The 15,255-nt window shown below is 67.5% G+C and carries 15 protein-coding genes; 2 read left to right on the top strand and 13 right to left on the bottom strand.

The window, feature by feature from the left end; genetic code table 11:
• Window positions 1-9: 9 nt before the first annotated feature.
• The 4 genes from HWX31_RS31625 to HWX31_RS31610 form a co-directional block, all read right to left on the bottom strand.
• Window positions 10-1,212, bottom strand: coding sequence for a type II secretion system F family protein (locus tag HWX31_RS31625; protein ID WP_174965713.1), 1,203 nt, complete (start codon window positions 1,210-1,212; stop codon window positions 10-12).
• Window positions 1,213-1,268: 56 nt separating this feature from the next.
• Window positions 1,269-1,718, bottom strand: coding sequence for a type II secretion system major pseudopilin GspG (gene gspG / locus HWX31_RS31620; RefSeq protein WP_174965714.1), 450 nt, complete (start codon window positions 1,716-1,718; stop codon window positions 1,269-1,271).
• A 183-nt stretch (window positions 1,719-1,901) separates the two neighbouring features.
• Entirely contained in the window at window positions 1,902-2,576 is a 675-nt protein-coding gene (locus HWX31_RS31615) for a response regulator (protein WP_244143895.1), read from the bottom strand.
• A 33-nt stretch (window positions 2,577-2,609) separates the two neighbouring features.
• Entirely contained in the window at window positions 2,610-3,206 is a 597-nt protein-coding gene (locus HWX31_RS31610; protein ID WP_415493198.1) for an SCO family protein, read from the bottom strand.
• Window positions 3,207-3,828: 622 nt separating this feature from the next.
• On the opposite strand from HWX31_RS31610, the gene HWX31_RS31605 reads away from it, so the two are divergent.
• Window positions 3,829-4,962 carry a sensor histidine kinase gene (locus HWX31_RS31605; protein ID WP_174965703.1) on the top strand — a complete coding sequence of 378 codons (1,134 nt, stop codon included), beginning with the start codon at window positions 3,829-3,831 and terminating at the stop codon, window positions 4,960-4,962.
• 32 nt (window positions 4,963-4,994) lie between these two features.
• Here HWX31_RS31605 and HWX31_RS31600 read toward each other — a convergent pair whose 3' ends face one another.
• Window positions 4,995-5,786: a response regulator gene (locus tag HWX31_RS31600; protein ID WP_244143894.1), complete on the bottom strand. Its 792-nt coding sequence runs from the start codon at window positions 5,784-5,786 to the stop codon at window positions 4,995-4,997.
• 556 nt (window positions 5,787-6,342) lie between these two features.
• Here HWX31_RS31600 and HWX31_RS31595 point away from each other — a divergent pair.
• Window positions 6,343-6,975 (top strand): lytic transglycosylase domain-containing protein, encoded by a 633-nt coding sequence (locus HWX31_RS31595; protein WP_174965704.1) that lies wholly within the window; start codon window positions 6,343-6,345, stop codon window positions 6,973-6,975.
• 53 nt (window positions 6,976-7,028) lie between these two features.
• On the opposite strand, the gene HWX31_RS31590 is transcribed toward HWX31_RS31595, so the two are convergent.
• The 8 genes from HWX31_RS31590 to HWX31_RS31555 form a co-directional block, all read right to left on the bottom strand.
• Window positions 7,029-7,538: a hypothetical protein gene (locus HWX31_RS31590; protein WP_059616276.1), complete on the bottom strand. Its 510-nt coding sequence runs from the start codon at window positions 7,536-7,538 to the stop codon at window positions 7,029-7,031.
• Between the two features lie 138 nt (window positions 7,539-7,676).
• Window positions 7,677-8,891 (bottom strand): c-type cytochrome biogenesis protein CcsB, encoded by a 1,215-nt coding sequence (gene ccsB, locus HWX31_RS31585; protein ID WP_415493197.1) that lies wholly within the window; start codon window positions 8,889-8,891, stop codon window positions 7,677-7,679.
• A gap of 81 nt (window positions 8,892-8,972) precedes the next feature.
• Window positions 8,973-9,644 carry a c-type cytochrome gene (locus HWX31_RS31580; RefSeq protein WP_059650009.1) on the bottom strand — a complete coding sequence of 224 codons (672 nt, stop codon included), beginning with the start codon at window positions 9,642-9,644 and terminating at the stop codon, window positions 8,973-8,975.
• Window positions 9,645-9,800: 156 nt separating this feature from the next.
• Window positions 9,801-11,186, bottom strand: a complete 1,386-nt coding sequence (locus HWX31_RS31575) for a cytochrome C (RefSeq protein WP_174965705.1) — start codon at window positions 11,184-11,186, stop codon at window positions 9,801-9,803.
• A gap of 155 nt (window positions 11,187-11,341) precedes the next feature.
• Window positions 11,342-12,994 carry a c-type cytochrome gene (locus HWX31_RS31570; protein WP_174965706.1) on the bottom strand — a complete coding sequence of 551 codons (1,653 nt, stop codon included), beginning with the start codon at window positions 12,992-12,994 and terminating at the stop codon, window positions 11,342-11,344.
• Complete coding sequence (locus HWX31_RS31565) at window positions 12,991-13,827, bottom strand: LolA-like protein (RefSeq protein ID WP_174965707.1); 837 nt, start codon at window positions 13,825-13,827, stop codon at window positions 12,991-12,993. The genes HWX31_RS31570 and HWX31_RS31565 overlap by 4 nt, the downstream gene beginning before the upstream one ends.
• Before the next feature lie 44 nt (window positions 13,828-13,871).
• Window positions 13,872-14,690, bottom strand: coding sequence for an outer membrane lipoprotein-sorting protein (locus HWX31_RS31560; protein WP_244143892.1), 819 nt, complete (start codon window positions 14,688-14,690; stop codon window positions 13,872-13,874).
• A 63-nt stretch (window positions 14,691-14,753) separates the two neighbouring features.
• Entirely contained in the window at window positions 14,754-15,248 is a 495-nt protein-coding gene (locus tag HWX31_RS31555; protein WP_174965708.1) for a hypothetical protein, read from the bottom strand.
• Window positions 15,249-15,255 lie beyond the last annotated feature (7 nt).

The raw sequence follows: 15,255 nt of genomic DNA, 5'->3' as shown, positions 1-15,255 counted from the left end.
TCAGGCGGTCTATTGAATGCTCGACGCGATTTCGAAGATCGGCAGGTACATCAGCACGACGATTCCGCCGATGACCACGCCGATCACGATCATCATCGCGGGCTCGATCAGCCGCGAGATCAGGTCGATCGTGCGCGCGACCTGCGCCTCCTGGAACGCGGCGATCCGGTCGAGCACGCGGCCGAGGCCGCCGGTCTTCTCGGCCACCGTCAGCAGCCGGTACGCGATCGCGTTCGCGAGGCCGGCCTGCTGGAATGCGTCGGAGATCCGGGCGCCGTTGCGCACCTGCTGCAGCGCGAGCCCGAGCGCGGCCCGGTCCGCGCCGCCGACCAGTCCGCGCGCGAGGTCGAACGCGCGCACGGCGGGAATGCCGCCGTCGACCAGCATCGCCGTCGTGCGATAGAACTGCGACTGGCGAAACACGCGGAAGTGCTGCCCGATGCCGGGCAGCGCCAGCAGGCGATCGGCGAGCCAGATCCGCAGCGCCGGCCGGCGCAACGCGATGGCCGTCGCCACGGCCAGCACCGCGAGGCCGATGCCCAGCCCGGCGCCGTGCGCGTGCACCATGCCGCCCCACGCCATCAGCAGGCGCGACATCAGCGGCAATTCGCGCCCGCTGTGCTCGAGGAGCGTCGCGAACCGGGGCACGACGAAGCCGAGCAGGAACAGCACGACGGCCGCGCCGACGAACAGCAGGACCGTCGGATAGATCGCCGCCGACACGACGCGCGCGCGCAGCTCGTGGAGCGTCGCGCTGTTGCGCGAATAGCGCGTCAGGCTGCCGGCGAGCCCGCCGGTCTGCTCGCTCGCCTTCACGCACGCGACCAGCACTGGCGGGAAGACGTCGCCTGCATGCTCGAGCGCCGCGGACAGCGACTGCCCCTCTTCCAGTTGCCGCAGCAGGTCGCGATAGACCTGCGCGGACGCCTCGCGCCGCTCGTTGCCGCCGAGCGTGCGCAGCGCGTCGACGACGCCGACGCCCGCGTCGAGCAGCGCCGCGAGCTCGCGCGCGAACAGCTCGACGTTCAAGCGCGCGCCCGGCATCCCGAGCCGGTTCGCGCCGCGCCGCTGCCGCCGCGCGTCCGCGCTCACCGACACGACGCGAAAGCCGCGCGAGCGCGCGAGCGCGGTCGCGCTCGCCGGTGAATCGCTGTCGACGCGAAGCGTCTGGACCGAGCCACCCGTATCGAAGACACGCAGCACGAACTTCACGTCGACTCTCCTTGCCAGCCCGCTCACGGCAGGCGCGAGCACCGCGCCCCGCCTCCCTACCACGACGAGATCGTCACGTTCTCGCCGGTGCCGCCGCCGCGCCCGTCCTTGCCGAGCGAAAACAGGTCGTAGTCGCCATGCTCGCCGGGCGAACGATACTGGTACGGCCGATCCCACGGGTCCACCGGCACGGCCTTCTGCAGATAGGGGCCGCTCCACCGCGCCGCGTTCTGCGGCTTGTTCACGAGCGCGTCGAGACCTTCCTCGGTCGTCGGATAGGTACCGACATCGAGCCGGTACTGATCGAGGGCCTGGCCGAGCGACACGATCTGCGCGCGCGCGATCTTCACGTTCGACTTGCCGACCTGCTCGAAATACCGTGGCGCGACGAGTCCCGCGAGCAAGCCGATGATGACCATCACGACGAGCAGTTCGAGCAGCGTGAAGCCGCGGCTTGCGCACGCGCGGCAAAGCGGCGCGGCGCCGCGCCGCACATGCCCCGGCACGCCGGGCTGGATCGAGGACGATTCGTCGCGCACGGCTTCCTCCCTGTATCGACCCGCCGCTTCAGCGCCGCTGAAGCCCTTGAATGCATTCTTGTTCAGGTCGATACGGGCCAGAAGTAGGGAGTGCCGTCCATCGGCATGGGTAAAGCCCCCCCAGTTGCTCCACCCGTTTTTGGCGGGTTTTCACACCCGGTCGTCGTCGCTCAGCGCGAGCACGCCGATGTCGATCGCGAAGTGGACGAGGCCGGCGAGGTTCGCGATGCCGAGCTTGCGCATCAGGTTCGCGCGATGCTTTTCCACCGTCTTCGGGCTGAGCTTCAGGCACTCGCCGACCTGCCGGCTCGTGTGCCCTTCGACGACGAGCCGCAGCACCATGCGTTCGCGGCCCGTCAGCGCATTCCACAACCGCGCCTTGTGCGCCGACTCGTCGCGCAAGCCCTGCGCGCATGCGCGGGATCGATACGCGTCGAGACTGATCACGCATTTGCCCTGCATCACGAAACGCATCTCGCGGACCAGATCGGCGAACGACGCATCCTTGACCACGTAGGCGGCCGCCCCGGCGGCGAACGACTCCTGCACGTGACCTTCGCTGCGGTGAACGGTGAGCACGATGATGCGGGCATGCGGCGCATCGCGCTTGATCGCCGCGATCGCCTCGAAGCCGCTGCCGCCCGGCATCGACAGGTCCATCAGGATCAGGTCGGGCTGCGTGAGCGCGGCGAGGCGGCAGGCTTCGTACCCGCCGCTCGCCTCGCCCACGATGCAGTAGTCGTCCAGCTCCGAAACCATGCGGCACAGGCCGACGCGCAACAGATGCTGGTCCTCGACCACCAGCACGCGAGTCTTCTTGTCCAATTTCGTCGCTCCTTGCCTGCCGGACGCGTGCGGCTAGTCCGACGCGACGACGTCGCGATACGCCGCGAGCAGTTCCGACGGCGTCGCGAAGCCGTCGATGCGCATCCATTGCCTGCCTGGCGCTGCGCGCAGGAATGCCACCGGTACGTGATTCATCTTGTCGCCGCGATACACGTTGAACGCGCGCTGCGCGGCGATGCTCGCGTCGACCGTGCCGGTGTAGTGCTGCCACTCGGGGCCGGCCCCGAATCTCGCCGCATAGGCCCTGAGCCGCGCGGGCGTGTCCTCTTCCGGGTCGATCGAGATCGACACGATGTGCACCTTGTCGCGGTCGCCGCCGAGCTCGCCCTGCAGCCGCTCGAGCGTCTGGCTGATCATCGGGCAGATGGTCGTGCAACTCGTGTAGATGAACGTCAGGATCACCGGCCGGCCGTCGTTCAGTTCGTCGACCAGCGACACGGTCTTGCCGTCGTCCCGCACGAGTTCCACCGGCGGCAATGCATAGTCGGCCATCGAGTGCGTCGTGCCGGGCGCGACAACGTGATGCATGTGCATGTCCGCGCCTTCGGCGGCGCTTTCGGTGGCGCTTCCGGTGGCACCTTCGGCGGCGTTCCCGACGGCGTTGTCGATCGCGCTTTCGGTGGCTTCGTCGGCCGCTTTTCCGCCGGTGTTCGCCGGAGCCGCGTCGGGCGCCTGCTCGACCGGCGTCTCCATCATGCTCCCGGCGTCGTTCTCGGTGGCGCTGCCGGCAGCGTTCGGTCGAGCATCGTCGGCCGCGCCGCTGGTCACGTTCCCGGTCGCATTCCCGGTCGCACTCTCGGTCGCATTCCCGTTGGCGCCTGGCGCCGCGCTCCCGGTCGCGCTTTCGACCGCGTTCTCCATGACGCTCCCGGCGGCGCTCTCTTCAGGCGCCCCCCACGCCGCAGCCGCGGCAAGCGCGGCGCCCGCGAGCACGAATGCGCCCGCCGTCGATTTCGCAGTCCCTTTCATGTCCGTCTCCCTGGCGATAAGCGAGGCCGCGATGGCTTCTCCACCTCGCCCGTGCAGTGTCCGGAATCTGTCGGCGACGGTCATTGGATGACGCTCCCCAAAGGCCGGTAGGGTAAGTCCGCTTGGTGGATTACCCATCGTCCGCAGCCGGGATGCCCCCCACGCCGCGCACCCGCATTCACCCGATTGCCGCATGCGCCGGTCGCGGCCTAGAATCACAGCGATATTACGGTTTCCTGATAACACAGCATCGGGAGCTCTCATGCGTGAACGCCAGCCCGAAGGACCGCAGATCAGGCTGCTCGACCTGATCGACGCGATGCGCAAGCTTCGCAGCGCGGTCCGCCCAGGCGATCGCGGCGCCGGCATCGTCACCGATGCGCGCGGAGCAGCGCTTGCCATTCTCACGCCCGACGGCGTCTTCGTCTCCGTGAATCGCAGCGCCGCGGCGCTGCTCGGCTACTCGAACGACGATCTCGTCGGCAAGCACCTCGCCGACCTCGCGCCCGACGACACCCATGCGGAATTGACAGACGATTTGTCGACGAGCGCCCGCAGCCCGTTTCACACGTTCGGCGCGATGCTCTGCGGACGCACCGGCCATCCCGTCCAGCTCCTGCTGCATCAGCAGCCGCTCCCGGCCCGGGACGCGGGCGCCGGCATGCTGCTGACGCTGTTCGAGGAACCGCTGAGCTTCGAGATGAAGCAGCACGGCACGGCCGCATCGCTCGATGCCAATGCGCGCGCTTGCCAGACCTGGCTGATGCTGGGTCAGCAGAAGGAGCGCCACCGGCTGAGCTCGGAACTGCATGACGGCATCGGCCAGGCGTTGACGCTCGTCAAGCTGATGAACGAGGACGCGCTCATGCGCCTGCGCCGCGGCGACGTCGACGAGGCCGCGAGCCTGCTCGACGCCACCGTTCAACGCATCCGCGAGACGATCGGCGACGTGCGGCAGATCTGCGGGGAACTGCGGCCGCTGATGCTCGACCGGCTCGGCCTGCCCGCGGCACTGGCTTCGTTGTGCCGGCGCATCGAGCGCGACACGGAAACGCTGTCGGTCACGTTCAATTGCGACGTCGACGACGACGACGTGCCCGAGCATCTGAAAGCGGACATGTTCCGGGTCGCGCAGGAGGCGCTCAACAACATCGTCAAGCACGCGCAGGCCAGCGAAATCTCGCTCGGCCTGCAGCACGTCGCCGGCGGCCTGCTGCTGACGATCCAGGACAACGGCGTCGGCTACGAGCACCGCCCGCTGGCGACGGAAGACGCGCGCACGACCGGGCTCGGCCTGATCGGCATGCAGTACCGCGTCGAGTCGCACGGCGGCACGTTCTCGATCCGGTCGTCGGCCACGAGCGGCACGCTCGTCTCGGCGACCTGGCTACTGTGACGCGACGCGCGCGTCGCGCTCAGCCGTCCCGCTCAGCCGTCCGCTTCGCCCAGCGGATATTCGCGCAGCGGCGCCCTCGCGTCGGCATCGTCGTCGCCCGCCTGACCGCCGTGGCCGGTCGAGTGAGCGGGCAAGTCGTTCGCATTGGGCTCCGCGCACTTCGCCGCCAGCGACGTCAGCAGCCCCATGTTCATCGCGACGAGCACCAGCTCCGTCAGGTTCGCGATATGGAGCTTGTGCATCATGCTGGCGCGATACTTCTCGATCGTCTTCGGGCTCAGGTTCAGGTACTGGCCGACCTGCCGGTTGGTGCGCCCTTCGGCGATCAGCTTCAGCACGCTGCGCTCGCGCGCGGTCAGGATGTCCCAGGCCGTCTTCGGCGCGGGCATTTCGCGGCCGGTCACGAACGAATCGACCATGTACCCGTACACGTCCGCGCTCAGGTGCTTCTTGCCCTGCATGACCGTGCGCATCGCCAGCAGCAGCTCGTCGAACGAGACGTCCTTGAGCACGTAGCCGTCGACGCCCGCACGCAGCGCTTCCCGCACATACTCCTCGCTCTGATGCACCGTCAGGGCAACGATGCGCACCTGCGGCGAGCGCCGCTTGATCGTTGCACTGGCATCGATGCCGTTCATCCCGCGCATCGACAGATCGATCAGCATCAGGTCCGGGGCAAGCGCGATCGCCTGCTGGCACGCCTCCTTGCCGTCCCTCGCCTCGCCGACCACCTCGTAATCGCCCTGCGCGCACAGCATCGAGCGCAGGCCGTTTCTCAGCAGATCATGGTCTTCTGCAATTACCACGCGACATTTGGTGTTCACGTCTTCCACTCCCGGTTGCCCCCCAACCCGGCCGCTGCGGAACGTTCGATATGGCCATGTCGTATCCGCAGGGCCGGCAACGCTCGCTGGGTATCGTTCCCAGTCCTGATTTATCCATGCACTTGCCTCCGCAACCGACCGTCATGTCGCTCGATTGAGCAAGGTTCGCGCCACCGGCCGGCCGGCCAGCCCCGGCCCGAGCCCGGGCGCGGTGCGGCCGCCCCGAAACGTCCGGCGCGATTCCGGCAGGTTTCAGGAATGCATCGTTTTGAATTTTTTACCGTGTCAGTGCGAATACGGATAGCGGAATTACCGCTCGTTTTTCGCAACGAGTGGAAATGATCGAATCGCGACAACGTTAAAGCAGGAAGAAACCTTGCGGCCCACAGCAAGAATTGTAATCGGCTTTGGTTTACTTCCATTACCAATGATTACCGACGTAACAATCTTGCACAACCCGTCACGTCCGGCGACACGTGCATCGAAGTGTAGGGAGGCGCCCCATTGCGGCACGGATTTTTCGTACACCACAATTCAGGTGCAGGAGATCCGGAAGATGCACCACCGCCTTTCATCCCGCCCGGGAATCGCCATCGTCGCCGCATGCGTGGGGCTCGGCGCCGCATGGCCGTGCGGCGCATGCGCGGAGATTTTCGGTGCGGTCACGAGCAACGGCGTCATCGTGTTGACGAACGAGCCCGGCAAGGCCGGCCTGAAGGTGATCGTCGCGGGCCCGCCGGCCGATGGACCGGACGCGCAGCGCGCGTCGTCGAAGCCGGCCGACGGCGCCGTGCTGTCTCGGTTCGCGGACGTGATCGACGAAGCGAGCCACGCGTTTCGCGTTCGCCCCGAACTCCTGCGCGCGGTGATCGACGTCGAGTCCGGCTACAACCCGAAGGCGGTGTCGGACAAAGGCGCGCTCGGCCTCATGCAGTTGATGCCCGACACCGCGCGGCGCTTTTCGCGCGGAGACATGCTCAATCCGCGCGAGAACGTGCTGGCCGGCGCGCAATACCTGAGATTCCTGCTCGACCTGTTCAAGGAGAACGTCGAACTCACGCTGGCCGCGTACAACGCCGGAGAGAGCGCGGTGATCCGCGCCGGCTATCGCGTCCCGGCGTTCGCGCAGACGCGCCTTTACGTGCCGCGCGTGCTCGCACGCTACAGGCAGCTGCTCGCCGCGAACTAGCCGATGCGCGGTGCCAACGCCGTGCGAACGGAAGCGTCGCCCCGCTCGGCCGCTCAAGGAAACGCGGGAATGGTCGGGTCCTCGCCCTCGAGGTGCGCGTCCGCGTGGTGAAGCCTGATCAGGTCTTCGATTTCGTGCACGCGGTCCTTCGCGACGTCGATCATCATCAGCAGCTCGCCGCGCTCGATCCCGTCCTCGAACCGCTTCAGCCGAGTATTCGGCACGTCGACGCCGATCATCGACGCCGCCCATGCGCCGAAGCCGGCGCCGGACAGCGTGATCGTCACCACGGCGCCGCCGGCAATCGGCAGGCCCGCCGGCGGAAAGGCCAGCGCAAGCAGCGCCATCGCCATCCCGGTCGCGCAACCGACGGCCGTGCCGCGCGCCAGCGACGGCAGCAGATCGCTGCGCTGCGCCAGCGTCGCCGTCGGCAAACCGTCAAGCACGGTGCTGCGGTTTGCAACGACGTGGATGTGCCGCCACTCGACCCGTTGCAGCAGAAGCTCGTTCACGATCAGATGCGCGCACTGCGGCGTCGGCAACAGAAAATAGATGCGTCTCACGGCTCCTCCCCCTACCTTGCTTCACGAATGCACGGATGCACCTGACGACATTCTCGTCCGGCGCGCCGCCCGCCTGAAGTAGGAACCTTCGCCGACATGCATGGGTAGAACACGGTAGACGGCGCCATGCGCGCCGCTTCAAAGCTGCCCGTAGCTGTGCAGCCCGGACAGGAACAGGTTGACCCCGAGGAACGCGAACGTCGTGACGATCAGGCCGGTCAGCGCCCACCATGCGGCGGCCGTGCCGCGCAGGCCCTTCATCAGCCGCATGTGCAGCCACGCCGCGTAGTTCAGCCACACGATCAGCGCCCAGGTCTCCTTCGGGTCCCAGCTCCAGTAGCCGCCCCACGCCTCGGCCGCCCACAGCGCGCCCAGGATCGTCGCAATCGTGAAGAACGCGAAGCCGACCGCGATCGACTTGTACATCACGTCGTCGAGCACCTCGAGCGCCGGCAGCCGGTCGCCGAGCACGCCGCGCTCCTTCATCAGGTACGCGACCGACACCATCGCCGACAGCGCGAAGCTGCCGTAGCCGATGAAGTTCGCCGGCACGTGGATCTTCATCCACCAGCTCTGCAGCGCCGGCACCAGCGGCTGGATCTGCTGCGCGTCGCGCGCGATCGAATACCACATCAGGAAGCCGACCGCCGCGCTGATGATCAGCAGCACGAACGCGCCGAGCGCACGCGTGCCGTAGTGGCCTTCGTAATACAGGTAGAGCAGCGCGGTGATCAGGCTGAACAGCACGAACACTTCATACAGGTTCGACACCGGAATATGGCCGACGTCGGCGCCGATCAGGTACGACTCGTACCAGCGCACCATCATCCCGGCGAAGCCCATCAGCACCGCGACCCACGTGAGCTTCTGGCCGATCGCGGCGGCGGACGCCGAACGCGCGAGCGTGCCGATCCAGTAGAACACCGTCGCGAGCACGAACAGCGCGCTCATCCACAGGATCGCCGACTGGCTCGACAGGAAGTACTTGAGGAAGAACGCCGAGTCCGCGCGCGCCAGGTCGCCCTGGTAGATCCGGATCGACAGCAGCGCCAGCACCGCGATCGAGGCCATCAGCAGCCGGGCCGGCTTCCAGCGCCAGCCGAGCGTGACGAGCGCCGGGACGGCGCCGACCAGCACCGCCTCGTCGTAGCCGTTCATGAACGCGGCGTAGCGCGACAGTGCGAACGCTGCGCCTGCGACCATCGCGAGCGCGAACAGCCAGTCGACGGCGGCCAGACGCAGCAGGAACGGGCGCGCGCCGTCCGGCGCCAGCAGCGGTTCGGCAGCCCGTCGCCGCTGCCGCGGCTGGCGGGCCAGCACCGCGCCGCCGCGAGAGGAGTGCATGATCTTCATCGTCGTCACCGTGCCGGAACCGCGTACCGCGGGAATAAAAAGCAGCGCCCCGCCCCGGGGGGAGACGAAGCACTGAAATGTTCAGCGATCCTCGGGCGGACTCGCCGACGCCTCGGCCTCCGGCGGAAACGCCTCGACGAACGCCGCCACCGCGCGCATGTCCTGCTCCGACATGTTCGCGCACACCTCCTTCATCGGCGTGCCGCGCGGCCGGGTGTCCGTTTCGCGGAAGATCCTGAGCTGCTTGATCACGTAGTCCGCATGCTGGCCGGCGAGACGGGGAAACCGGCTGGCGCCCTCGCCGTGCTGGCCGTGACACCCGATGCACGCCGACACGCCCTTGTCCGGCAGGCCCGACTCGAAGATCGCCTTGCCCGCGCTGATCAGCGCGAGATCGCCGATGTCGCCGAGCGTCGTGCTCTGGCTGGAGAAATACGTGGCGAGCTCGTCGATCTGCGCGTCGGTCAGGTGCGTGAAGCCCCACATGTACCGTTTCGCATTCGGATCGGTCCGCGCGTGCAGCTTGAAGTCCGTCAGCTGATCGACGAGGTATTCCTTGCGCTGCCCGGCGAGCTTCGGGAACATCGGCGACACCGACACGCCGGTCGCGCCGTGGCAGTTCGAGCACACCTGCAGCGCGATGGTCTTGCCCGCCACGGCCGGGTTGTCGACTTGTCGCGAGCGCTCCAGGTCGTGGCACGCCGACCCGGCCAGCAGCATCGCAAGCGACACGATATGGGCCATCTTGTTCATGTTACGAATCTCCTTGCCGCAACTTCCGCCGCCCCCTGAAGCGATTCCGTTCGGCGACGGTGCGCATGCGCATCGACACGCGATGCGAGATGCGCGCCGCCCTCCCGTTGCGCGTGCTCCAGTCGGCCACGCGCACCGGAAACGCCGGACGGAAAGTCAGAACGAAGCGACCCATAGGTACAGGAACAGCGTGTCGTTGTCCCTCGCGTTGCGCCCCATGCCGTCGTAGTTGGTCGTCGCGCCGAGGAACTTGGTGAAGTGCGTGTACTGCAGGCCGACGCGCACGTATTGCACCGGTATCCAGAAGATCTCCGGCGTCCAGCCCTGCGTGTTCGGATGGAAGTTCGCGCTGGCCGCGTACAGCATGCTGTCCGGCGTGCCTGTCGTGTTGAAGAACGACAGACTGACGCCGTATTTGTTCTGGTAGATGTACGACGCCTTGAGCCGCAGCGAGTTGAGGTTCGCCGCCGTGTTGTCGCTCAGCACGAAGTTGTTCGGGTCGTGAATGTTCTCGCGCACGTAGCGCGCCTGCGCGGTGATCGTGTGCGGCTCCAGCAGGTATTGGTACTGCGCGTCGAAGCCGTAGTCGCGATAGCGCGTGACGCCCGTGCCGAAGATCGGGAAATTGTTCGGGTCGTTCGGATAGATGTTGACGCTGAACCCGAACGCGCCAACCATCAGGCTGTGAGGGCCCCAGTCGTGCGTCAGCGCGATGCGCGCATACGGGTTGTAGCCGCGCAGATAGACCTGCGGATGGTCCGGGTTCCCCTCTTTGTTCCCGTGGCTCAGGAACGACCAGATGCCGTCGGCCGTGCTGTATGCGGTCAGCTCCGCATAGACCGTCTTGTTCCAGTACAGGTACGCGCCCGTGCCGACGGTCTGCATCGAGAGGCTTCCCTCGATCACCGGCAGGTTCGGGATCTTCGCAACCGGGCTGATCGTCGACGCAATATACGGATAGCCCCATGCCGGCGCGGTGTTGAACACGTCCTGCACGGTCGGGTTGTTGTGCACCGTCACGCCGAGGATCAGGTCGTTCGCGGCGGACATGATCCGGTCGACGAAGCGGAAGTCGGTGTTGTCCGATGCCCAGTGGCCTTTCCATTTTCCGCTGCCGTCCTGGTGATCGTAGTTCGTATAGGTGAACTGCGCGAAGCCGCCGATATGGTCGGTGATCTTTCCGGCGAGGAACACGCTCGCGAAGTCGAAGATCGGCAGGCCGTTCTTGGTATTGATCGGATTGCCGTTGGCGTCGCTGTTGAACCTCGTCTTGCTCAGGTCGCCTATCGCCATCGCGGCGAGCGGAATCGTGCGCTCGCCGATCGTATAGCCGCTCAGCTTGAACATGCGTCCATACGGCGTGAGTTCCGGGAATTGCCCGCCGGCATGACATGCGACACAGCTTTGCCCGGTCTGCCGCGCGAAGATCGGCAGCGCCTGTGCCGCGCAACACTGCAGCAGCGCGAGCGCTGCGAGCGCGACCTTCCAGCCTCGACGAAGCCCGTGACGACGCGCGCCGCGGCCGACAAGAAAGTTCGTCATCGCCATTCTCCCCAACACACTGTGTCGCCACGCTCCGGCGCAGCACGCGAGCATCGCGCGATGTCCTCATTGTGCGATGCGTCACGCGGAACCGGCATGGGGCAACCTCCTCTTGTCGCGTGCTGATCTCTACCCGTTCAACGCATGGCGGCCGCTCAGGGGACGATCCAGCCCCCGTCCGCGGAAAGCTTCATGCGATCCGGCCCGGCGAACCGGACGATATAGCCGCCCTTCGACGCGAAGCGCTGCCCGGGGGCAAGCGTCAGGCGCGGGTAGTAGCCCGTGAGGATGCGGCGCTCGAGCATGTCCTGGATGCGCTCGACGAGATACTCCCGCACGAACGCGTCGACCAGGTGGCTGAGCGTTTCGGCAAGCAGCCCGCATGCGAGATACGTGTCCGCCTGCACTTGCGGCGCGACCATCGGAATCTGCCGGATCGTGAACCAGCCGAACGCATAATCGACGCGCACGCGCCGCCCTTCCGGCAAGTCGAACGGGTACGCGATGCGCGTCACGCCGCGCCAGCCCGGCGGCAGCGGCGTGTTGTCGAGCCCGCCGAGCAGCCCCGACATGAAGACCGTGTCCGACACGTGCGGCACGTGGTCGAGCGCCGCGATATCGGGCGGCCGCAGCCACAGCACGAGCACGTCGTCGCGCGGCATCCGGTGCAGCGCGCGCGCGACGCTGTCGCCGGGCGCAAGCGCGTGATTCGACACTGCGAAGCCGCGCCCTTTCAGCGCGGCGGCCAGCGCTTGCGCGCCCCGCTCGCCGTTGTCGCCCGCGCGATAGACCTGCCACACCGTCTTCTCCGCTTTCGCAGCCGGCCTCGCCCCGGCCTCGTCCAGAATGCGCTTCGCGATCAGGTCCGATTCGAGCAGCACGCCCTTCGAGAAGTACACCGAATAAAAGTCGTGATCCGTTTCGACCGGCACCTCGACGTTCGGAAAGAGGCAAGGCACGGCCTCCTCCTCGCAGAAATCATGGACCGGCGCCCAGTTCCTGCCGCCGAGCCCCGACACCACCGCCAGCACCGGCTGCCGCGCGAGATCCTGTCGCAGCTGCTCATGCCACGTGTCCGGCGGCCCCTTGAGTTCCCACACATGCAGTTCCCAGCGGCGATTGACCATGAACATCATCTTGCGCGTCGAGCGCAGCGGCGGCGTCGCGCCGAACGGAAACGCGTTCTTGTCCGCGAAGTAGTGCCGCAGGACGTCGAGCGTGCCCGCGCGCTTCACCGGGTCCGCGTCCGGCGTGATGATCGTCGCGAAATGCAGCACCGCGTCCGCCACGCCCGACGGCCGGCGCTGGTCGAGGCGCTTCAGGTAGCCGGTCAACGCGGCCATGTCCGCATCGCCGAGCGCGTACCGCGGCATCAGGTTGCCGAGCGGCTTGCCTTCGGAATCGATCCCGTCGCGCACGGCTCTCGCGAGCAGCGCCTCCGTGTACGGCTCGCGATCGGTGCGCATGCCGGGCACGTACGGAATGTCGAGATCCTCGGCGGTTTGCGCGCGCGGATGAACCAGGTAGCGCCACGTGATCGGCGGGATCGTGTTGTTGCCTTCCTTCGAGCCCAGGCCGCTGCGCCGATGGCAATTGATGCAGGCGGCGGCGGCGCCATGCAGACGCACGCCGTCCTGGTGCACCGCTTCGAGCGGTTCACCCGAGCCCAGGCGGCCGCGCTGGAAGATCGCCTGCCCCGCGTCCGCCGCCGCCGGCTCGCCGCAGCGCGCAGCGCCCGCCGGCACGATCAGCGCGGCCAGCAGCACGCCCCGCGCGAGGGCGCGCAGCCGCCCCCCGACGCCGTTCATGGCCGTGGCGTCGGCCGACCGGTGCGCGACTGCGGCGGCGTCACGTCGGCATCGATCGAAACCGGACGGCGCCGGTCCGTCGAGACCGGCCTGGTGAAAATCGCATCGTCGAGCGGCGGGTTCAGCGACACCTTGTCGATGACCAGCGTGTCCTTGTTCGGCGACGACGCCGCGCCGGTGACGATCCTGAGCGGAATCCGCAGGCCGTCGATGGTCCGGTAGTCGCTGTAGTTCACGTCGACGGTCACCGCGCCGCGCGGCCCGCGCACCTCGCGGTCGACCCTCACGTCCAGGAACGTCTGCGCGTCGATCCACACATGGCGCAGCGCGCCCGAGGGCAGCTTCACCGCCAGCCGATACACATTGCGCCCGTCGATCCGGTCGACGCCGTCGAGCGCCACGCCGACGCCCTTCGCGTCATGGTCGATCAGCGGCCCGTCGATCACCTGCTCGTCGCGCGCGGACACCAGCTCTTCCATCGTGTAGGGCCGCACGCTCGCGCTGCCGCCCGCGTTCGCGCCGAGCTTCCAGCCTTCGTGGCCGTCGAACGCACGCACGCCCTTCTGGCCGAACACGGTAATCTCGAAGCGCGTCTTGTTCGGCCGTTTCATCGCGAGGATGAACGGCATGTCCCGCACCGGCGCGTTCGCGCTGTCCACATGGCCGGACCAGACCATCGTCCGGATCTTGCGCCATGCATCGAGCCCGCCGCGCGCCTCGACGTTCTTCTCGACGATCTGCTCCGCCGTCAGATCATGCCCCGGCATTTGCCCGCACGCGCACAAGGCCGCCGTCACACAGCCGGCGAACACCCACGCTTCGATTCGTCTCATGGCCTCCTCCCCCTCCGTTCGGATGCCTGACCAGTGACGCGCGGCTACCGGCTCGCCGCCTTCGCGACGGTGAGCGGCGGCTTGCCGAACATCGCATCGTCGGCCGGCTCGTTCAGCGCGACGTGCTCGATCGTGATCTTGCGTGTCGCCTTGACGCCGCTCACGACGGTCTCGAGCGTATGCGGCACGACGACGCCGTTCTCCTTCTTGTAGTCGCGATAGAAGATCGCGACGCTGTGCATCCTGCCGTCGAGCACGCGCGGCTCGCCGTCGATCTTCCGTTCGAGGAAGGTCGACGCATCGACCCACAGGCGCCGCTGCCCGCCATCCTTCGTCGTCAGCTTCAGCACGTACGCGCGATGCCCTTCCACCTGCTCGGTGCCGAGCGCCTGGATCGTCGTGCCCTTGTTCGCGTAGTCGATCAGCGGGCCGTCGAGCTCGGCCGACGCCGCGGCCGACTTGAGCTGCGCCGGCGTATACGGGTCGACTTCATTGCGCCCGAGATACGGCCTCACGGTCCAGCCCTTCGAGCCGTCGAACACCTGCAGCGCCGTCTGCTGCTCGAACACGATCTCGAGCCGGCTCTTGTGCGGACGCTTCAACGTCAGCGTGAACGGCAGCCGGACGTTCTTCTTGCCGCCCGCATCGAGCTGCCCCGTCATCTTCATCGTCGACACCGCGCGCCACGCCTGCAGCCCGCCGCGGGCGGCGACGTTGCGCTCGACGATCTGCGCGGCGCTCAGGTGCGCGGCCGACGCGGCCTGTGCGTTCCCCGCCGCCGACGCTGCGAGTGCAGCCTGGGCGCAAGCCAGCAAGCCGGCGGCACCGGCCGCCGAAATCGACTTGAAAAGAAACCGGTTCATGACTTTTCTCCTCGCATGCGGCCCGCCGGCCCCCGCCGTGCGTCCCGATGCGTTCGTGTGCGATTACTCGACCACCAGCCCGTCGATATGGAGCGTACCGATCAGCACGCTGACCCGGTCGCCGCGCTTGATCGGCTCTCCCTTGTTGGAAAACACCATCCAGTACGCCTGGCCCGCCTCCAGTCGGCCCGACTGCCGCAGTGCGCCGATCTGGTCCATCACCGGAATCACGAGCAGCGCGTGACTCGCTTCCCCGTACAGATAGACGGTCGCCTTCGGGTCGCCGAGCGGCTGCGCCTTCTCCGGATCGGTGACCCGATAGCTGAAGCGGATCAGGTTGCCCGACGCGGTGCTGCGCACGTGCAGGTCGTCGACGCCTTTCGCCATCTGGTAATAGGCCTTCGCCTGTCGCGGCAGGCTCACGGGCAGGTACGGCGAGTGAGCGCGCGCGGCCGGCGCACCCTGCCCGGCCGCGGCCGGCAGAGGCCGGACCGCGGCGACGCACGCGCCGCCCGCGAGCAGCAGCGCGGATGCCGTGCGGAAGGTCGAACGTTTCATGGCAGCG

The sequence above is a fragment of the Burkholderia ubonensis genome (assembly GCF_902833085.1).
In the GTDB taxonomy this organism is placed as follows: domain Bacteria; phylum Pseudomonadota; class Gammaproteobacteria; order Burkholderiales; family Burkholderiaceae; genus Burkholderia; species Burkholderia ubonensis.
This window is presented reverse-complemented; position numbering and strand designations above follow the sequence as displayed.